Source organism: Niveispirillum sp. CC-CTL257 (assembly GCF_059489915.1).
Window position 1 is genome coordinate 130462 of record NZ_JCAJXE010000003.1, and the last position, 19859, is coordinate 150320.

Sequence of the window (19859 nt, forward strand, 5' to 3'; positions counted from 1 at the left end):
CGAATGACGGAGATGGCGATAGCTTTTGCGTCCGAAGGTACCACATTCGGGGAATTCGCTTCCGCTGCCAGGGCCTTTGCAATCCGCCAGATGCGGCGACACAACAAACTGCCGACGATCGACGAAGAGATATGGCGCTACACTATACTGCCAGCAACGGTTCCGACGCCATTGGAGCAGATCGATATGCTTGTCGAAATGCTGGGGCATGCAAGGGTCGTGGGGCGATTTGTCGAGCTGAGTTCCAGTGAAACAGCCTTTGAAATTGGTGTAATAGATGCACGGCGGGGGGTCGCATATTTACTTCTGGAAATGGAGAATTCAGGCTTAATTAAAACCAAACACGACAGCAATACGCTACGCGCACAGCTGACCTTGGCTGGCTGGCAGCGTTACGAAGAACTGAAACGTTCTCGCCCAGACAGCCGGACGGCCTTCATGGCGATGCAGTTTGGCGCCCCCAAACTGGATGAACTGGTCAATGGTCACTTCCGCCCTGCGGTTGCCGAAACCGGTTTCACTTTGCGCCGCGTCGATGATGTGCCGCGCGCGGGCCTGATTGACGATCAGTTGCGCGTTGATATCCGCAATGCCCGCTTCCTGATCTGCGACCTCAGCCATGGCAATCGCGGGGCCTATTGGGAGGCTGGCTATGCCGAGGGGTTGGGCAAGCCTGTCATCTATACCTGTGAGAAACAGGCTTTCGGCGCCAAAGACACGTACCCTCATTTCGATACCAACCATCATCTGACAGTGATTTGGTCCGCCGATGATCCGGCGGATGCTGTTCGGCGGTTGAAGGCAACGATCCGCGCCACCATCCTGGACGCCATTCAGGAAGACCCCCATGCCTGACCTGAAACTCTTCCGCCTCTCCCCCACCGGCCCCACGGAACTGACCGCCAGGGCGGCGCAGGTGGAGAAGTCGCTGCAGGTGCTGTTCGAGGCGAACCTGGAAGGCTTGCTGGGCGTGCGGTTCCTGGCGTCGGAATACAGCACGGGCAAGGTGCATGGTGGGCGGATTGATACGCTGGGCCTGGATGAGAATGGCTGCCCGGTCATCATCGAGTATAAGCGGGCGCTGAACGAGAATGTCATCAACCAGGGCCTGTTCTATCTCGACTGGCTGTTGAACCATCGGGGGGATTTTCAGTGGCTGGTGAAGGAGAAACTGGGCGATGATGCGGCCAAGGCAGTGGACTGGTCGGCCCCGCGCCTGCTGTGCATCGCCGGCGACTTCACCCGCTATGACGAACATGCGGTGAAGCAGATCAACCGCAGCATCGAACTGATCCGCTATCGCCATTATGGCGATGATCTGTTGCTGCTGGAACTGGTCAACGCCACCCAGGCCGCGTTACCGCCCCCCGCCACCGCCGCTGGTACCGTCGCCCCCACGCCGACGGAAACGGCACCGGGGGCGGGTGGGGCAGGGGCGGGGGCGGTGAAGGGCATCGCCTATCGCATCGCCAAACTGTCTCCGCCTGCGGCGGATCTGTATGAGGCGGTGCGGACCCATCTGCTGGCCCTGGGTGATGATGTGCAGGTGAAGGAGCTGATGCATTACATCGCCTTCAAACGCCTGCGCAATTTCTGCTGTCTGGAGGCATTCCCCAGCCATGGCAGCATTGTTCTGTACCTGAAACTGAACCCCGACAGTGTGGCGCTGGAACCCGGCTTCACCCGCGATGTGCGCGCCGTCGGCCATTATGGCACCGGCGATGTGGAGGTGATTTTGTCCAGCCTGGATGACCTTCGCAAAGCCGAACCCCTGATTCAGCGCGCCTATGAGGGCGGGTGAGGTCACGTCCCGAACAGGTGATCGGCCAGCAGGCGGTGGATGCTGTCGGCCATGGTCGCGTCCTCCCCCGGCAGGGCCGCGATGGCCGACAGGCCGGGGCCAAAGAAACGGGTGGGACCGGGATAGAGGATGGCGGCATGGCGCACGATGCGGCCGCCATCGGCATGGATGATGGCGTCACGATAGGCGTGCATCTTGTCGATATCGGCCTTCTGCGGCCCGTTGCCATCATCCCGCTTGTATTTCGGATCAAAGATCATCAGGCGGGGCAGGGTCCCGGGGGCGGACAATTCCAGCACCAGATCGGGCCTTTGCGTGAAACTGACGCTCTGCCATAGGCCCCGGTCGGTGAAGGGGCGTTGTTGGGCCAGGTCGATGCGCCGCCCGTCGGCATGGGCCAGGGCCACGGCACTGCCCCCGCCGGGCGACAGCGCCACCAGCAGGCACCCCGGCACAAGGCGGACAATATCCTGTGCCACCACCTGGAACCCCTGTTCCAATGCCGCATCAACCACGGTCTGGACAACGGACAGGCACCCCCACAGCTCGTACAGGGCCGGCACATCCTTCAGCCCCGTATCCAGGACGCTGTCGGCCAGTTGCACCGTCAACCCGTCGGTCAGTTGCCGCCACAGCGACAGGACCTGCGCATAATCGGGGCGGTGGATCATCACGTGGCTGATCTGCGTTGGCGGATGCGCCAACGGCCCCACCCAATCCAGGAACCGGGCCCGACGGCGAGCATCCGCCAGGGTCTGGATCAGGGCCTTACAACGCTCTTCCTCTGGGGGAAGACGTGGCGACAGGCGGACCAGCCGCCGGGCCACCATGTCATGCAGATGGCGAAGCAGCCGGTTCTCCGGCACGTCGCAGGTCGTCTCCACCCGTCGGTCCTGGATGCGCAGGGGAACACCGTCATCGTCAGGCTTGTGGTCGCGATAAAGGGCCTCGCGCAATTGCCGGGGGCCGATGCGCCGCGCCCGTGCCGTGGGCATGTCCCACAGCACTTCTTTCAATTGTTGATGCGGGTTCTGCGCGATCCGGCACAGCAGGCGAGCCAGCCCGCGCTCGCCCTCCACGATGGCGCGAAGCCGCTCCAGCTCCGCCGCCGCGCCCGTCGGGTTTGGCGGCTGGTTGCCGACCAGACCGGCAAGCGCGCCGCCCTGACGCAGGCTGGCCACCAACGCATGGGGCAGCCGCTCATCCAGATCGGTCAGCAGGGTGGAAAGCTGCGCTGTCGACAGTTTGGCGGGCGGAATGAACAGCCGATGCTTCGCCGTGCCCGCGGCCTGACCGGTGATGGTGATCTCATAGGTTCCGGCAGCGCTGGGCGGCCAGTCGCAGACGACACGGGTCAGGCTGCCGAACCGGCGCAGTTGCACGGGCCACGACACCCCGTTCACGGCGACGCCCAGCCCCTCCCATTCCGCCGCACGGCAGGGCAGGTGCAGCAGCAATGCCGTCCATTCCCGCCCGGCGCGTGCCACGCCATCCGGCCCCAGGAATGTCAGCTCAGAAGAAGGAGACGACACCATCGCGCAAACCCTTCCGCATCTGCTCGATCTTCGCGTGGCTCAGGGGGAAGTCGTGCTGGGTCAGGGTTGCCAGCTTCTGCAACAGCTCCGCTAAGGTGGGATCAAAGCCCCGGATGCGGGGCAGCAGCTTTTGCAGCACCGCCTCATCAAACGCCTCCTGCCACGTGGCACCCAGGGCCGTGGCGCGGCGTACATAGGCGGCGATATCATCGGCGGTGCGCAGCGCGAAGGGGGCAACCGGGCCCAGTGCGTCCCACAGGGACAGCAGGATATCGGCATATTCCTGTCCGGCCACATGGGCGGCTAGCATGCCGCGATCCAGCGTCACCTCAATGACCTGGGCACGGTCATAGACCTTGTGGGCGAAGCCGTGGGTCGTCTCGTCCATGTTGACGGTGCCGATGAAGACCAGATTGCCGAACAGGCTCACCTGGGCGTCGCCCAGGCTAAGGGTGGCCTTTCCGTCCCGATTGCGCTGTTCCAGGACCGAGAGGAAATCGGCGAAGTAATGTTCGGCACGGGCTAGGTTCATCTCATCCAGGATCACATGGAAAGGGCGGACAGAATTGTTGTCCGCCGCCTGTTCATGGGCCTTGGCCGCGCGGATTAGGAAACGGCTGAACGCCGTATGCTGATACTCACCACTGGTCGGGCTGACATAACCCAGCAGGTCTTCCCGGCTGGTCCAGTTCGGTGCGACCGGCACCACTAGATACTCCGCTGATACCGCTTGGGCGTAGGCTTCCGCCAGCCAGGTCTTGCCGGTGCCCGACACGCCGGCCAGGATGACAAAGCCTCGCGTCTTCAGCGCCACATGATAGCGGCGCAGCAACCGTTCAGGCAGCTTCAGCTTCTTCGCCGCGACAGCGGCCACCGTGTCGGCGAACGGCGGCTCGATGTAGAAATTGTCAGGAATTTGCGCGTCCTCGACATCAATGTCACTTGGCAGGACAAAGCTGTCAGGTATCGGTCTTTCACCCAAAATGGCGGCATAGAGGGCGCGGTCAACGGGGGATAGCGTACAGTTCATCCAAGTGGCGCGCACGCCGGGTGGCAGCCTGTCCCTCAGATCCCGTCGATACTTATCGTTCCAGCGTACGGCGACCGTGTGCTGATACTCGGTGCGGCCGGGCTCGAAGCTGTATCCCGGCTCCACTACTTCGCCCATGGCCAGGATCTCGCTGGCGCCGCGGGTAGCCAGGACAATGTCGCCCGGTTGCAGGTTGCGGAATTGCCAGATCTCCTTGGCCTTTCGCGTCCCCGTGGCACGCCTGGCCCCGGAACCGGTGTAATCTTCAGGATAGGCCGCCCGCAGGGCCTGTTTCAGTTCCTCCAGGCCATCGGCGGGATATTCGCGCAGGTCACTGACCTTGTCCCAGCCAATACAGATCATCCCCTCCTTCCGGCATTCCGGCCACAACCGAGCTTGCTCACCGGGAGCGATCTTGAAGATGCGCCGTTCGGATTGTGGATCGGTGGCGTCATCAAAGGCATCCAGCGGCGCCTCCGTATAGGCACTGGATGCCGCCACCCAGAGAAAACTCTGAACGTCGATCATGTCCTGCGGTTGCCAACCCCAGTCTTGAAGGCACGTCCGGATACCGGACGCCAAACGCAAGCAAGCTTGATAATCGCCTGCATTCAGATGCTCGTCGCTCAATGGGCGCGGGCATCCCAATTGCCGCGCTACATCGTTGAACAAGGTGGTGCGCACGAAAATCTCATGCGCAGGATCGGCCAGCATCAGCAGCAGGGTCGGCAGGCTGCGGCTGACACCTTGCGTACCGGATGGCATATGGCGGGCCAGGATGGCGACATAGCCGGCGTTGAAACGCTCCACCCGCGTGGGTGTATCACCGGTGCCAGTGAGAAGGTCGCGGAACAGGCATGCGGCCTCCAGAGCCTCGGCCCCACGCAGCCGACCCAAATGCTCCGTTGCGCGCCAGGATAGCAGGTTCTGGACAGCGGGCGGTTCCCCCACCTTGCGCCTGGTCAGCAATTGGTGCAGGGCCTGTATGGTCATCTCTGCCTGGGCGGCCTCTTCCGGCGGAGCCGTCAGCAGCGGCAGCAGGTCGGTCTGGAAGATCGCCGCCAATTGCGTCTTGTAATCTCGTTCCTGCCGCCGATAGGTCCCGCTGCTACCGGTGAAGGTCAGAAAGCCGGTCATGTGCGACAGAAACCGCTGTCGCATCTCCTGCAATGCGCCGGTTTCGAAGCCCAGCACAGGATGCCCCCTGTTCTGATCCGCGACCCATCGTTCGTATCCGACCAGCAATGCGTCCAGCAACCGGTTCAGGGTTGTGTCGTCGGGAAGTGCATCGACGGGAAAGGCGGCCCAAGCAATGGTCCTGGCCACCAGATCGCTGGCGTCATGGCCGTCATCCTGGCCCAAGCTGATGTCCCCATCCAGCTGGAAGCCGACAGATGCCAAGTCACCGATCAGTCTCCGCGCCTGGTTGGCCCGCGACCGCCATGCCGCCCTTGCTTCCTTGCGCCCTCTTTCCGCCAAGTCCCGCGAAGCACCCTGGTTCAAGCTTAGCGTTATGCCCGCCATGTCCTGCCGGAAATGGAGCGCAACCGCCACACCCTGCTGCGGTGTGGTCGTTTCTCTGGGGTCCAGGATGACCAACCAGGGAACCTTTGCCCATCGCCCCACGCCGAAGCCGCCACGGACCAACAAGGCGGGCCTGGACTGCAGGGCCGGCAGTTGTGCGAAGGCCCCTTCCAGCTTGTCGAACCGTTGCCGGAAATCGCCGGGGAAGGGGGTGCTTTGTCGGGCGACGATGTAATCGGCGAGCAGCGCTGCAAGCTGACCTTGGATTTCGAATGACATGCTTGACCCTTGCTCCACTTTGAATGGACAAAGCTACGCGGGATTGCGCCATCGATACAAGATGAGGTGAGGCTGGGACCAAGGTCTGGACGGCGCAGGAATACCGTGGCTTTCCATATCGATACTGGGTGATCGCGAATTCATTGAATCATTGCAGAGATTTCCTGTGCTGGTGGCGAAGTCGATCCGTTTTCAGAAAGGTGATCGGTACGTCTGGTTTGCGCTCCATTGACGTCGTTCACAGGGGTGAAGATGGCGTCCGGAAGCAGACAAAGCAAGACATTGGCTGGTGCGGGTTCCGCGATGGTACTGTAGCTGGGATCAGGTGGTGATTGTCTTCTGCAATTCCTCGTAAGCATTCTATTTTCGGTAGAGCAATTCGTTCTGCTGCAAACAGCAGGTCAACAGTTTGCGATACTCTGATCGACCAGCCCTGCCTTCACTGATCGGGTGGGACCTACCGAAGCGCCCCCCATCACCCCAGCAACCGCCCTTGGCGTAGCAGCAGTTCCATCGCCGTCGCCGGCACTGGCTTGCTGAACAGATAGCCCTGCAGGGCGTCGCATTGATAGGCGCGTAGGTAGATCAGTTCCTCCTGCGTTTCCACCCCTTCTGCCACCACCTGCTTGTGCATCGCATGCGACATGGCGACGATGGCCTGGACAAGGGCCGCATGCTCGGCGGCCTTCGTCATCTGGCTGATGAAGAACCTGTCGACCTTCACCGTGTCGATAGGCAGTTCCGACAGACGGCTGAACACCGAATGTTCCATGCCGAAATCGTCCAGGGCGAAGCTGACACCCAGGCTGGCCAGCTCCGTGATGTTGCGGTGGACCAGGTCATCGTCGCGGATGATGGTGCTTTCCGTCAGCTCCAGTTTCAGCGCCGAAGGCGGCAGGCCTGTCCGTTCCAGCAGGGACCGCACCCGGGCGCTGAAATCGGGACGCATGAGCTGGATGCCCGACACATTGACCGACATCGGGAACTCACACAGGCCAGCGGCCCGCCACAGCGCCGTCTGCTCCAGCGCCTTGCGCAGCACCTCATACCCCAGTTCCACGATCTGGCCGCCCTGTTCGGCTGCGGGGATAAAATCCGCCGGCGGGATCAGACCGCGCCCCTCATGCGGCCAGCGCACCAGCGCCTCGGCCCCGATGATGTGGTGGCGCACGGGATGGACCAGCGGCTGATAGAACAGCGTGATCCCGCCCTTGGTCAGGGCGGCGGCCAGTTCGGTCTGTATCCATTGGCGCTTCACTGCCCGTTCCGTCATCTCCGCAGCGTAATAGCGGAAGGGTGCACGCGATGGCTTCACCTCATGCAGGGCGGTGCTGGCATGTTGCAGCATCTCCGTCGCGTCGCTGGCATCGGCCGGATACAGGCTGATGCCGACATGGGCACGACGGGACATCTGGACGCCATCCACGGTGAAGGGCAGGCCGAAAGCCGTCTGCAACTGCCATAGCCGCTGGTCCAGATCGGCCGGCGCATCAGGTAACAGCAGGCAGAAATAGGCACCCTCGAACCTTGCGAGCACCTCGCCGGGCTCCAGAAGCTGGCGCAGACGGTCCGCCACAGCACGGATGAGCGCATCGGTGGCCGCCAGTCCCCACCCATCCTGGAAATCGGTAAAGGCCTCCAGGCCCAGGCAGAACAAGGCCACACGCTGATCTTTCAGCGGTTTGGCCAGCGTTTCGGTCAGCAGGCTGGTGAAATGCGCGCGGTTGGGTAAATCGGTCACCGGATCAAAATAGGCGAGACGATCGCGCACGGCCTCCGCCGCCTTCAGTTCTGTCACGTCCAGCGCGATGCCATCCCATTGCACCGATCCATCGGACAGCTTTTCCGGCTGCGATTGTGACCGCAGCCAGCGGGTGCCGCCGGAGGCGGTCGAAAGCCGGAATTCGACGATCATAGGTTCCAGCGTTGCCGCCGACTGCGCCATGGCGTCCCGATAGGTCTTGCGATCATCGGGATGAATGGCGCGCAGCAGCGTGGCCCCGGGCGCCGTCACCAGCGGACTGGTGGCCGGATCGCCCAGATCGCCGGTATCGATGAAATCAGCCAGCAGCTCCTTCTGCATGTAGGTATAGGTGATGCTGCCGTCAGCCTGCAGATAACGACGGAAGATGATGCCGGGGATGTTCTTGGCGATGCCACGCAGCACCAGGTCGCTTTGCAGGCGGGCCTGCTCGATCAAACGGCTCTGGCGGCGGGTAGCAGCAGCGGCCAATTCGCGCTCGATGGCGGGGCGAAGGCGGGCGATACGGTCCTTCAGCACAAGATCGGCGGCGCCGGCATGCATCACCGCCACCGCTGATTCCTCTCCAATGGTCCCTGTCACCACGATCAGGGGCAGGTCCGGGTCATGGGCATGGACAAGGAGAGTCACCTCCAGCGGAGACAACGACGGCATGGAATAATCACACAGCACGATGTCAAAGGTCCGCTCGGCCAATGCCGCGACGACGGCGGCGCGATTATCGACATGGTGTGCGTCTATCCGCATGCCCCCCCGTCTAAGGGTTTCCATCAACCATGTGGCATCAAGCTCGCTGTCCTCCACCAACAGGATGCGAACGGGATCAACCCCTCTCATGACCGGTCCTCCGGGAAGGGCTGATTGATCAGCGTCCAATAAAGACCAAGCTGTGCCACCTTGGTGGAGAAGCGGCCGAAATCCACCGGCTTGCGAACATAGGAGTTCACGCCCAGACGGTAGGAGCGGACGATATCCTCCTGCTCATCTGATGATGTGAGGATGACCACGGGAATGTGTCGGCTGCGCGGGTCGCCCTTCAAACGACGCAGCACCTCCAGCCCGTCGATCTTCGGCAGCTTCAAATCCAGCATGATCACCACGGGCGGCGGTGGGATCGGGGCGTCGGGGGCGGCATCGCCGAAGATATAGGCCAGCGCCTCCACCCCGTCATGGGCGATATCGATGGGGTTGGTTACATGTGCCGACTTCAGGGCCCGCAGGATCAGGGCCTCGTCATCCGGATCGTCTTCAACGATCAGCAGCCGTCCGTCAGTCATGCGACCCGTCCCCTCTATTGAGCGTGAAGGACACCACCGTGCCCTTGCCCGGCTCGGACTGGATTTCGATAGTGCCGCCATGCCGGCGGATGATCCGGGCTACCGTTGCCAGACCAATGCCCGTCCCCTCGAACTCATGCGCGGCATGCAGCCGCTGGAACGGAGAGAACAGCTTGTCGGCATAGGCCATATCGAACCCGACGCCATTGTCCGACACTTGGTAAGTCACCTGTCCCCCTTGCCGCGAGCTGCTGAAGCGAATGAGGGGGGCGGCTGTGCGGTTCGTGAATTTCCAGGCATTGCCCAGCAGATTGTCCAGCACCACCCGCATCAGCCGCAGATCGGCCACATCCAGAAGACCGGGTGCGATCACCACTTGGACCTGGCGATGCGGATCATGTTGGCGTAGTTCCTCCACCGCGGCGGCGGCGATGGCGGACAGATCCACGGCGACAGGGGTAATGCCGCTGCGGGTGACGCGCGACAGCTTCAGCAGGTCGTCGATCAATTGCCCCATGCGCACGGCACCCCGACGGACGCGGGCCAGGTAATCCTTTCCCCGGTCATCCAGGATATCGTCGTAATCCTCCAGCAGCGCCTGGCTGAACCCGTCCATGCTGCGCAAAGGCGCCCGCAGATCATGTGAAACAGAATAGGCAAAGGCTTCCAGCTCCTGATTGACCACCTCAAGGTCGTGGGTTCGTGCTTCCAACCGGTCATTCATGCGCTGCAACTGCTGCACCCGATCGGAAATATCGACGATGGCCGACAGGACCATCGGCCCCTCGTCCATGGTGATGGGGTTCAAACCGATTTCGACGGGAAATTCACTGCCATCCTTGCGGCGCGCAAACAGGTCGCGGCCAGCCCCCATGGGGCGCGAGCCATGGACATGACGGAAGAAGCCGCCGCGCAGGACCGGATGGGCAGCGCGATGCCGGTCAGGCACCAGTATCTCCACCGGGCTGCCCAGCAGTTCGGACCGGTCATAGCCGAACAGCCGCTCCACCTGGGCATTGACCATGACAATCCGGCCGTCGCCATTGATCATCACCATGGCGTTGGGTGCGGCTTCCACCACTTGGCGGAACCGCTCCGCCGATTGCCGGCGCAGGGACAGATCAACGATGGCTGACAGGACCATCGGCCCGTCGGGCGTCTGGATGGGGTTCAGGCCGATCTCCACGGGAAACTCCGTCCCGTCGCGGCGCAGGGCATGCAGGTCGCGGCCAACCCCCATGGGGCGGGGGCTCGGATCCCCGGTGAAGGCCGTGCGCAAGGCCGGGTGATGCCCCCGGAACCGCGCCGGTACCAGCATCTCGACGGGTTGGCCCAGCATATCCGCCCGGTCATAGCCGAAAACCCGCTCGGCCTGGCCATTGACCATGACGATGCACCCCTGGCCATTGATCATCACCATGGCGTTGGGCGCAGCCTCCACCACCAAACGGAACGGCTCGTCCGATGGGTTGTCAGTAACGCCAATCTCCGGGTTATCCTGCACCAGCCGGCCTCCACCATCCTGATGGCAACGAACCAACGCTGTCCCTGCTATATTAGCGGATGATCATTTTAGTCGATAAATCGTTCGGATGCCGACATTCCATTGGGTGATATGACGTTCGTAAGAGATTGTGCTTCCTGTGCCACATACGCCTGATGATTGCCTTCGCAAATCCTCGGGGGGAGCACTTCGGCTCTGCGCTACCTAAGGCGAACAGCAGCCATCAATACTGATGCGAAATACCCTTCTGGTGAGGCCCGCTGGTGTGCTTGCGCTCAAGGGGGGCGCGCGCCAGTTGTCGGTTCGGCGCCGGCAGCGCCTGATGCTGCGTAGGGACAATGCATGACCAGTCATCCGCTAAGCCACGTAACGACCAAAAGTTGTGCAATTGTGCCCGACGGGAGCCGTCGGGCGGGAGGCAAATGTCCGAAATCCCAAAGTGAGCGCGAAATCCGGCCCGTCCGCTTCCGGCCTCCTTTGCGCCAACCATAATGGCCGCATAGCGCGCCATTCCGGACGTTCAGGCAAACATATTCTACGACTGAAACCGGACATTTAAGCCACCGCGAAAGAACGATTGCCATGCGGCCCCATCTCGCCCTCGATTCATTCTTTCCTTCGAGCGCGGCGGGTCCAAAGGTGTGGCTGCCCCGCCGATCCGCTGTTCGGCGCGCCCTTGAGATGGCGTATGGAAACAAAGCCACGGGTTGGACTGTTCCCGTAGGGGCTGGGAGATCGTTTCAGCGCCGCATTCCGGTGTACCCGCCGAGCCGATCGACCGGCTGTCGATCACCTGCAAGCGCCGCCTAATGGACCAGAAGAGGAACATCCTTTTGTCGCTTCACCCCGGCCTCTCCTCTCAGACAAGGCAAGCTCTGCGCGATTTCGGTCGCGCGGCGGGTGGGGCGCTGATCTTCGCCCTGCCCATGCTGATGACCATGGAGATGTGGTGGCTTGGCCTTTACATGGACCGGCCACGCCTGCTGCTTCTGTTCGTCACGGCCCTACCGCTGCTGGTTCTGCTGTCGCACCATATCGGCTTCGAGCGGACAACCTGCTGGCGCGACGATATTGTGGACGCGCTGATCGCGCTCGGCGTCGCAGCCATCATCTGCACGGGCCTGCTTGTGCTTTTCGGCACCATCACGCTCGTGACGCCGCCGCACGAGATGGTAGGCAAGGTCACGGTGCAGATGGTCCCTGCTGCAATTGGCGCATTGCTGGCGAAAAGCGAGTTTGGCACGGGCCCCAGGTCGGACGAAGATGACAATCCGGTGGAGAGGAGGAAAGAGACATATGGCGGCGAACTGTTCCTCATGGCGGTCGGTGCCCTGTTTCTGGGCTTTAATCTGGCGCCAACCGACGAAATGCTGCTGATCTCCTACCAGATGTCGGCGGCGCACGCGCTGGCACTGGTCGCCTGTTCACTGGCTCTCATGCATGGCTTCGTGTTTGCGGTGGGGTTCGCCGGCGGTTCGGAAATTGCGGCGGGCGAGCCCTGGTGGAGCAGCTTCGCTCGCTTCACCCTCCCAGGTTATGCCATTGCTCTCGCAATCAGCCTTTACATCCTGTGGGTTTTCGGACGCACCGATGGAATGCACCTGAACAGCATGCTGATGGCCACGGTCGTCCTGGGCTTACCGTCCGCCGTAGGAGCAGCGGCTGCGCGGCTTATCCTTTGAGGTTGGAAATGAAAGAGAAAAACCAAGACAATAGCAGGCCTGCCGTGGAGTGGGGCGTTGCGGCGTTGTCGGGCGCGCTGGTTTTCTTCCTCATCGCATTTCTGGGCCATCAAGCCCTGTTCAACGCCACCCGCGACGCCGACCTGGTCGTATCCATTGACAGGATTGAGCAGTCGGACAGCGGCACCATGGTGATGGTCTTCGTCGCGAACAGGGGTGACAAGGCCGCAGGGGCAGTTACCGTCAACGCATCGCTGGTAGAAGCGACTGCCCCCGACAAGCAGATCCAGCTCGACTATATCGCGGCTCATGCTATCCGACGCGGCGTCTTCCAGTTCTCCCGTCCGGTAGAACCCTCAATGCTCGACATCCAGATCGGCGGCTATACTGAGTTGTAGAAAAATCTTTGCAGAGATGCTCGTTGGATGATGCCCGCGAAGCATTGCTGTAGCTCTTCTCTGTGCAGATAGAAGAGCAGTGCTGCAAGGCACCATAACCGCGCTCCTTTAAACAGCGTGTTGTAGTTCAGGAGTCTCACTCCCAGGTCAAGACAAGGCGGCCATTTGCGGGCACGCGATAGTCGGTGCGGTTACCCTGGACCTGATACGGTGTCAGGAACTTGCCCTCCGCAGTGGCCACCCTCACGTCGGCGGGTTTATTGCCGCCTATGCAGACCACACTCAATCCAGCGATGGACGTCTCGCCGCCATCCAAGGTGATGGTCAGCGCGTGATCCCCCGTTCGCTCCATCGCCCGCAGGAAATGGTCGCAGTAAAGGCGGAAGGGTGCACCTTCGACATTATGGAAGGCGCGGCTGGCGAAGATGAAGGCGGCGCCTGCCCCGTAAATTTCCTGGCCGACTTGGCCGGCCGGCTGTCCGTCCGGATACAGGTCCTCCAACGGGAAGGAGAGCTTCGGATCGATATGACCGTTGGCTTCGCGCTGTTTGGGTGACAGCACCTCCGGCGGCAGCGCGTCGGGATAGTAGTACCAAGCACGATAGAGAGTGTATTTGCAGTATTCCGCGATCAGCAGGCGGGCGGCAGGTTCAAGGTCCGGACCGCTGTCATCCAGATAGCGCTCGAAAGCGGCGAAGCTGTCGAAGCATTCGTAGATCGCCATGTAGGGTGCGTCCTGCAGGCAGGTGACGCCCATGAAGTTCTGATAATGCTCGGCCAGCTCAATGTGGCTTTCCCATATCTCGCAGTTATGGAAGAAGCTGCCGAGGTAGACATAGCTTTGTTCCAGGTAGACCGGCTGGTTGGTGATGCGCCACAGCCGCATGCAGGCCGCCGCCCCCCAGGCTGTCAGGTTCGCCTGATAGTTGATATTAAACCGCAGGCCCATGGCGGCGTCGACGGCGGCACGCGCCTCGTCCAGAAAGCGTTTATCATCGGTCAGCTCGAACGCCTGCAGCATGACCCATGCGTAGATGCCGCCGACATCCGTCTGGCCCCTTCCATCGGCCTCTGCGGTTTCGGTGATGACAGAAAAGTCCCTGACGTCGTACTGGATCGGCCATTTATACTCGAAATGGTGGGCGGCCTTGATCCCGAAATCAATCGACCGCATCAACAGGTCCCGCGCATATCCATCGCCGTCCAGGGCCAGGATCCCGAGATTGAGCATCGGGTGGTAGAGATACCAGCTGTCGACAGCGTCGGCGTTCTTGTCGTCGCCAACGTTGGGGAGGTAGCGGCGCAGAGTCTTCAGCTCGGGATCGTAGAACTTCTCCAGACCGGCTTTGAACTCCTCCTCAAGCGGATGCGGCTCCCCCCGCCACTTCCCCCAGTCGTGAAGTGCCGCGATGATCGACATCTGCACCATGATATCGGGGTATTCCGCAGCGGTGTAGGGATGGATGTAGCGGTGGCCGTAGTGCTCAATCGTCGCCTCCGGCGCCGTGTCCAGGTCACGCGCGGTCCGCTCGGCCCGGTCGACCCAGTCCCGGTAACCGGCGGGCGGAAGGTCCAGCATCTTGTACGCGACGCCCAGCATCTGAAGGAACTGCCGCGCGGACTCACGTTCACCGGCGGGAACGTCGCGGCGGAAAACCAGGATGGCGTCCGATAACGTCACCTCCTGCCCAGCCGGCAGCGGGTTCGGCGAGGGTATGCCATTCTGCGGTTGCGTAGGAAGCAGATGGCCCAGCTCCGGCCATAAGCCGCCGACGGCCTTGTCCGGCGTGGTCTTCGTAGCGCGATAATATTCGCTGAGTGCTGTCAGGTTCTGAAAGTAAAGAACATTGCCGAAATCCGGTTCGTCGATGTGGAAATAGAGAAGGCCGGCATTCAACCCCCTCTGGCTTGCTTCCACACGTCCCGTGGCTGCCAGCGGATCGTCGTCCGCACCCAGTGGATAGAGATCACGCGGCATGAAGGGTATCAGCAGCGGCACAGTTGGTTTGAACCGAACCGTCACACGCAAGTGGTCAAGGGCGAGCCCGCCCGCGCGGAAGATGATCAGATGTTGGCCGATCGCGCTGGCCACGGTCAGCCGGGCAGTCTCACCGGGCGCCGCCTCCGCCATGTCACATGCAAATGTTAACGCCGGGATATAGGCCACACGCAGGGCCAGGCCTCCTTTACCCCGGCGCCGAATGAGCGCCCAAAGGGAGTGCGCCGTGGAGCAGAACTCGACATCCAATTCGCCCAGGGCGATACGGGTGATGGTTTGGCGCTGGCCGCCCCTCCCGGCTTGGCGCAAGGCAAGTAAGTAGGGGCTTGCATTGTGAGATGAGGTTTCCGCAAGGAAATGCGACATGATCGACCTCGGTACATCCCAGGAAGGGTCTTCGTGGAACAGCGGAACCTTGTCGATGTTCCTCCTTTGATTTCTTTCAGCTCCTTATCCAAAGCCGTCCCATCAGGGGGGAAACTGGCCCTGTGGTTGACACTGTCGCGCGCGTCATGCTTCTAATGCGGTACAGGGGCCTTCCGGTAGCCCCGTGAGGCGGCATGCCCAATACCGTTACACCCCGAACCAGGGATGGCTTGGCATGCCCGCGTATACAGAAATCTCCACGTCGCAATTATTACGTCTGATCGGTTTACCAGACTGCCCGGTCCTGATTGATGTCCGCACCGATGCGGATGTCGCGGCGGACCCGCGTATCCTGCCCGCGTCGCGGCACCGACCCCATGATCAAGTGGCCATCTGGGGAAAGAGCCTGGCCGGTCGCAGCGTCATTGTCACCTGCCAGGCGGGCGGCAAGCTCGCCCAGGGTACCGCCGCCTATCTACGCCATCTCGGTGTTCAGGCGGAAAGCCTGGAAGGTGGGTTCGAGGCCTGGCGCGATTCCGGAGGACCATTGGTGCCCTTGGGTTTCATTCCGGGAACGCATTGCCATGAAGGCACCCGCTGGGTGACGCGATCCCGGCCGAAGGTTGACCGTACTGCATGCCCCTGGCTGATTCGGCGTTTCGTCGATCCGGACGCCGTCTTCCTGTTTGTATCCGCTCAGGAAGTCGTCGGCGTCGCCGAGCGGTTCGCCGCCACTCCCTTCGATGTGGAGGGGGTGGAATGGAGCCACCGGGGCGAGCTTTGTACGTTCGATGTGATGGTCGAGCGGTTCGGACTGACCTCACCTGCATTGTCGCGGCTGGCCACCATCATCCGCGGCGCCGATACGGCGCGACTGGACATCGCCCCCCAGGCCGCCGGATTTCTGGCCGTGGCCCTGGGCCTGTCCCGCATATACCGGGACGACATTGCGCAGGTTGAGGCCGCGATGCTGGTCTATGACGCCTTGTACCGCTGGTGCCGCGACGCCGGTGACGAAACCCATTATTGGCCGGGGCCGGGGCCGGGACAGCGGGGGGCGTGATGAGCATGGAAAGTACAATCCGGGCAGGCGACACGTCGGTCCGCGAGCGGCCTGCCTATCCGACATTCGCTGAAGCGACGTGGGCCTGGGTCCGTGTCGCGGCGTTGAGTTTCGGCGGCCCCGCGGGACAGATCGCCGTGATGCATCGCATCCTGGTGGAAGAGAAACGCTGGATCGGCGAGAAGCGGTTCCTGCATGCCCTGAACTACTGCATGCTGCTCCCGGGACCGGAGGCACAGCAACTGGCCGTCTATATCGGCTGGCTTCTGCATCGCACGGCCGGCGGACTGGTGGCCGGCAGCTTGTTCGTGCTGCCCGGTTTCCTCTCCATCCTGGCCTTGAGCCTGTTCTATGCTGCCTACGGCCAGGTCGGTTGGGTCTCCGCCCTGTTCTTCGGATTGAAGGCCGCCGTGCTCGCCATCGTCCTGCAGGCGGTCGTGCGCGTCGGCCGCCGGGCGCTGCGCGGGAATGCTATGGTTGCCATTGCGGCCGCAGCTTTTGTCGCCATCTTCGCGCTCGGTGTCCCTTTTCCGCTGATCATTCTGTCAGCCGCAATCATCGGCTGGGTGGCCGGCCAGTATGGGTTTGCGGGTTTCCAGGGCGGCGGCCACGGCGGCGGCCATGGTCTCGCCGTCGCTGACAAGGACACGGTCCTGGGCGAGGATGTCCCCGACCATGCACGCCCGTCGGCAGCCTGGTCGCTGCGGATGGCCGGCATCTTCCTGGCCCTCTGGCTGATCCCGGTTGCCGCCCTGCTGCTGATCCTTGGTCCTGATCATACATTCAGCCGGATCGCCACCTTCTTCAGCCAGATGGCGGTAGTGACTTTCGGCGGCGCCTATGCCGTTCTCGCGTATGTCGCGCAGCAGGCGGTCGAGACGTTCGGCTGGCTGCGGCCTGGGGAGATGCTGGATGGTCTGGGAATGGCGGAGACGACGCCAGGACCGCTGATCATAGTGGTGGAGTTCGTAGGCTTCATGGGCGCCTTCCGCAACCCCGGCTCCCTCAATCCCTTTGTTGCAGGCACCCTGGCAGCCATCCTCACCACCTGGGTGACCTTCATGCCCTGCTTCCTCTGGATATTCCTGGGGGCGCCTTGGATCGAAGCGCTGCGTGGCAATCGCGCGGTAACCAGCGCCCTGGCAGCCGTGACAGCAGCCGTCGTGGGCGTGATCCTCAACCTAGCGATCTGGTTCGCGCTGCACACCATGTTCCAGGACCTGCGTTCCTTGTCCTTTGGGCCAATTCAACTCGACTGGCCCCAGTGGGAGAGCTTGAATTCAGCGGCATTAGTCCTCTCAGCCGGCGCCATCGTCGCGGTCTTCCGGTTCAAAGTGGGCATGGCCAAGCTTCTCGGGGCTTGTGCCTTGATCGGCATCGCCCTTCACTTTGTCAGCGTCGTCGGATGAAGGGTTTGAAATGCATCAATGTGGGTCACTTGTCGGCCAACTGTCGACCCCGTCTGGGACGTAACTTTTCTCCGGCCCCATCCGACCGGGCCGCGGGGCTAGGCAGCGACACGGCTACCGGGCCCGACGACACGGTTGCGACCATCGGCCTTGGCCTCATACAGCGCCGCGTCCGCACTGCCGAGCAGCGCCAGCACCTGCGTCTCGGTCCCCTCCAGCGGCGTGGGATCAAGCGTGGCGATGCCGAAGCTTGCGGTGACGAAGCCGCTGCCCTCGGGGTTGCCGTCGTGAAAAAGCCCGAGTGCCTCGATGGCTTGGCGGGCGGTCTCGGCGATCCTTGCCGCTCCGGCACCGTCGGTGTCCGGCAGCAGCAATGCCATCTCCTCGCCACCGTAGCGGGCTGCCATATCGCCGGCCCGCCGCGCGGCGTCGCGGACCACCTGACCAATTCGCGAAAGGCACCGGTCGCCCGCGAGGTGCCCATAGCGGTCGTTATAGGCCTTGAAGTTGTCGATATCGATGAGGACCAGTGACACGCACTTTCCAAGCCTTGCAGCGCGCGACACCTCTTGGGAAAGCGAATGGTCCAGGTGGCGACGGTTGGCGAGGCCGGTCAGGGCATCGGTGCTCGCGAGGACCGTCAGCTCACGGTTGGCCGCCTCCAGCCTCTCCTCCAACTGTTTGCGCTCGTCGATGTCGCGGATGTTCACGACGAATTGCGGGACGCCATCCATAGCGTCTGCAAGTGTGAAGCGAGCTTCAACCCAGAAGTAGCGACCGTCCTTGCAGCGGTACCTGTATGTGCAGGACATGCTGCGGTGCCCGGCGGCGAGCTTGCGCTTGATCTCCGATGCAACGTCCAGGTCGTCGGGGTGGATGAGGTCCACGACCGGTTGACCCACGGACTCCTCGGCGCTCCACCCCGTCATGTCGGTGAAGGCCGGGGAGGAGTACCGACGGATACCCTCCAGATCCACGCAGGTGATGGCGTCTCCGGAGTTCTCCGCAAGCAGGCGGTAACGCGTCTCGACCAGGTGCAGCCGCCGCGCCTGACGGAGCAGGCGCCATGCCAATCCCCCGACTAGAAGGGCCATGACCACACTGCCAAAAAGGTGGACTGTCGCGCTTTCGTACCATTCCGCCATCAGTTCAGCCCAAGAGCGGGATACGAGGATGACCAATGGATAGTCTGCCACCCGACGATAGCTGCCTAGCCTGCGGATACCATCCACGGGCGATACGTCGTCGTAGGTACCGGCAGGAGCCTTGGGGAGAAACCGCTTGAACAGCGGCCCTCCCGAAACGTCAAGCCCGATGTTGGCTTCGGAGAAGGGCGACCGGGCCAGCACGAGGCCGTCCATATGGTTCAAGGTGACAACACCCTCGGCACCGACATCGAAGCTGTCGAAGAACTGCTGGAAGAACTCCACGGAGATGGTGGCCAGGACAACACCGGCAAATCGGCCATCGGCATCGTCGATGCGGTAGCTCACGGTGATTATCCAGGTCCCGTCGGAACGGCTGCGTACCGGCGGCCCGACATGCGAGCCGCGATCAGCATGGTCGCGATGGTATCGGAAGTACGAGCGGTCCGCATTGTTCAAGCCGATCGGCGAGCTCGGAAGGGAGTTCGCCAACCAGCCGCCCCCGGCGTCGTAGAGGAACAGGCCGTGGATGGCCGGCACTGTTGCTACGCGCTGCATCATCCAACGATGGAGGTGCTCCAACCGGTCGGACGTGCTGCCACCGGTCTCGATCCGCTCCCGCAGCTCAAGCAGCACGATGTCGGCCTCTTGCAGCACCTCATGGCTATGCTGCGCCAACGAGCGGGCCAAGTTGGCGGTCTCGACCCGGGTGTGCTCAAGCTGCACCCGTCGGGCGCTCCAGATGCGGGATAAGTCAACGCCAACCAGGAGTATGCAGGCGAGGAGGATGAGAGCCGTGGCCTGCGCAAACAATGAAGGGCGAACGAAAAGCCAGGGCAAGTAGGAACGCATCTCCATCCTCCGGCCGATTCCGGGACCCCGCGCGACAGCGCAGCGGTGCCTTGAAGAAATACGCCGTTCAGATGCTATCGACCCGCGTCCATAGGGTTAGGTTGCGTTTGGTTAGGTCGAACTGGCCACGGAACATGCTTGTCGCGGACCAATGGAGACTGACTCCCGCAGTTCGCTGCTTGTCTGGGGCTATTTGCCTGAGATATCGGACGGCGGCACTACGGGCCACGGCG

13 protein-coding genes are annotated in these 19859 nt (G+C 62.3%); 6 read left to right on the plus strand and 7 right to left on the minus strand.

The window, feature by feature from the left end:
- The first annotated feature begins 3 nt into the window (after positions 1–3).
- Both ABC729_RS17415 and ABC729_RS17420 read left to right on the plus strand, forming a co-directional pair.
- Complete coding sequence (locus ABC729_RS17415) at positions 4–855, plus strand: hypothetical protein (RefSeq protein WP_495608875.1); 852 nt, start codon at positions 4–6, stop codon at positions 853–855.
- Positions 848–1801, plus strand: a complete 954-nt coding sequence (locus tag ABC729_RS17420) for a DUF5655 domain-containing protein (protein ID WP_495608876.1) — start codon at positions 848–850, stop codon at positions 1799–1801. The genes ABC729_RS17415 and ABC729_RS17420 overlap by 8 nt, the downstream gene beginning before the upstream one ends.
- A gap of 2 nt (positions 1802–1803) precedes the next feature.
- Here ABC729_RS17420 and ABC729_RS17425 read toward each other — a convergent pair whose 3' ends face one another.
- The 5 genes from ABC729_RS17425 to ABC729_RS17445 form a co-directional block, all read right to left on the minus strand.
- Positions 1804–3336, minus strand: coding sequence for a DUF2357 domain-containing protein (locus tag ABC729_RS17425; RefSeq protein ID WP_495608877.1), 1533 nt, complete (start codon positions 3334–3336; stop codon positions 1804–1806).
- The gene (locus tag ABC729_RS17430; protein ID WP_495608878.1) at positions 3314–6169 is read right to left on the minus strand and encodes an MrcB family domain-containing protein; all 2856 of its coding nucleotides are present in this window, start codon (positions 6167–6169) and stop codon (positions 3314–3316) included. The genes ABC729_RS17425 and ABC729_RS17430 overlap by 23 nt, the downstream gene beginning before the upstream one ends.
- Positions 6170–6644: 475 nt before the next feature.
- On the minus strand, positions 6645–8768 hold the full coding sequence (locus tag ABC729_RS17435; protein WP_495608879.1) for a putative bifunctional diguanylate cyclase/phosphodiesterase: 2124 nt from the start codon (positions 8766–8768) through the stop codon (positions 6645–6647).
- Positions 8765–9208, minus strand: coding sequence for a response regulator (locus ABC729_RS17440; RefSeq protein ID WP_495608880.1), 444 nt, complete (start codon positions 9206–9208; stop codon positions 8765–8767). The genes ABC729_RS17435 and ABC729_RS17440 overlap by 4 nt, the downstream gene beginning before the upstream one ends.
- The gene (locus ABC729_RS17445; RefSeq protein ID WP_495608881.1) at positions 9201–10712 is read right to left on the minus strand and encodes a PAS domain S-box protein; all 1512 of its coding nucleotides are present in this window, start codon (positions 10710–10712) and stop codon (positions 9201–9203) included. The genes ABC729_RS17440 and ABC729_RS17445 overlap by 8 nt, the downstream gene beginning before the upstream one ends.
- Positions 10713–11521: 809 nt before the next feature.
- On the opposite strand from ABC729_RS17445, the gene ABC729_RS17450 reads away from it, so the two are divergent.
- Together ABC729_RS17450 and ABC729_RS17455 are read left to right on the plus strand one after the other, a co-directional pair.
- Positions 11522–12394, plus strand: coding sequence for a TIGR02587 family membrane protein (locus ABC729_RS17450; protein WP_495608882.1), 873 nt, complete (start codon positions 11522–11524; stop codon positions 12392–12394).
- 8 nt (positions 12395–12402) lie between these two features.
- On the plus strand, positions 12403–12792 hold the full coding sequence (locus ABC729_RS17455; RefSeq protein ID WP_495608883.1) for a hypothetical protein: 390 nt from the start codon (positions 12403–12405) through the stop codon (positions 12790–12792).
- A 136-nt stretch (positions 12793–12928) separates the two neighbouring features.
- Here the strand turns inward: ABC729_RS17455 and ABC729_RS17460 are convergent, their stop codons facing one another.
- A complete protein-coding gene (locus ABC729_RS17460) occupies positions 12929–15157 on the minus strand; it encodes a hypothetical protein (protein WP_495608884.1) in 2229 nt (742 codons plus the stop codon).
- 235 nt (positions 15158–15392) lie between these two features.
- Between ABC729_RS17460 and ABC729_RS17465 the strand changes: the two genes are divergently transcribed.
- Both ABC729_RS17465 and chrA read left to right on the plus strand, forming a co-directional pair.
- Complete coding sequence (locus ABC729_RS17465; protein WP_495608885.1) at positions 15393–16220, plus strand: chromate resistance protein ChrB domain-containing protein; 828 nt, start codon at positions 15393–15395, stop codon at positions 16218–16220.
- Positions 16220–17629 carry a chromate efflux transporter gene (gene chrA, locus ABC729_RS17470; RefSeq protein WP_495608886.1) on the plus strand — a complete coding sequence of 470 codons (1410 nt, stop codon included), beginning with the start codon at positions 16220–16222 and terminating at the stop codon, positions 17627–17629. Before ABC729_RS17465 ends, chrA begins: the two co-directional genes overlap by 1 nt.
- A 98-nt stretch (positions 17630–17727) precedes the next feature.
- Here the strand turns inward: chrA and ABC729_RS17475 are convergent, their stop codons facing one another.
- Positions 17728–19626 (minus strand): diguanylate cyclase domain-containing protein, encoded by a 1899-nt coding sequence (locus ABC729_RS17475; protein WP_495608887.1) that lies wholly within the window; start codon positions 19624–19626, stop codon positions 17728–17730.
- Positions 19627–19859 lie beyond the last annotated feature (233 nt).

Bases quoted from the DNA above. Each gene is read 5' to 3' on its own strand.
- ABC729_RS17420 (WP_495608876.1), top strand. From the start codon at position 848: ATGCCTGACCTGAAACTCTTCCGCCTCTCCCCCACCGGCCCCACGGAA.
- ABC729_RS17450 (WP_495608882.1), top strand. From the start codon at position 11,522: ATGGACCAGAAGAGGAACATCCTTTTGTCGCTTCACCCCGGCCTCTCC.
- ABC729_RS17435 (WP_495608879.1), bottom strand. From the start codon at position 8,768: ATGAGAGGGGTTGATCCCGTTCGCATCCTGTTGGTGGAGGACAGCGAG.
- ABC729_RS17415 (WP_495608875.1), top strand. From the start codon at position 4: ATGACGGAGATGGCGATAGCTTTTGCGTCCGAAGGTACCACATTCGGG.
- ABC729_RS17460 (WP_495608884.1), bottom strand. From the start codon at position 15,157: ATGTCGCATTTCCTTGCGGAAACCTCATCTCACAATGCAAGCCCCTAC.
- ABC729_RS17465 (WP_495608885.1), top strand. From the start codon at position 15,393: ATGCCCGCGTATACAGAAATCTCCACGTCGCAATTATTACGTCTGATC.
- ABC729_RS17440 (WP_495608880.1), bottom strand. From the start codon at position 9,208: ATGACTGACGGACGGCTGCTGATCGTTGAAGACGATCCGGATGACGAG.
- ABC729_RS17430 (WP_495608878.1), bottom strand. From the start codon at position 6,169: ATGTCATTCGAAATCCAAGGTCAGCTTGCAGCGCTGCTCGCCGATTAC.
- ABC729_RS17475 (WP_495608887.1), bottom strand. From the start codon at position 19,626: ATGCGTTCCTACTTGCCCTGGCTTTTCGTTCGCCCTTCATTGTTTGCG.
- ABC729_RS17455 (WP_495608883.1), top strand. From the start codon at position 12,403: ATGAAAGAGAAAAACCAAGACAATAGCAGGCCTGCCGTGGAGTGGGGC.
- ABC729_RS17425 (WP_495608877.1), bottom strand. From the start codon at position 3,336: ATGGTGTCGTCTCCTTCTTCTGAGCTGACATTCCTGGGGCCGGATGGC.
- chrA (WP_495608886.1), top strand. From the start codon at position 16,220: ATGAGCATGGAAAGTACAATCCGGGCAGGCGACACGTCGGTCCGCGAG.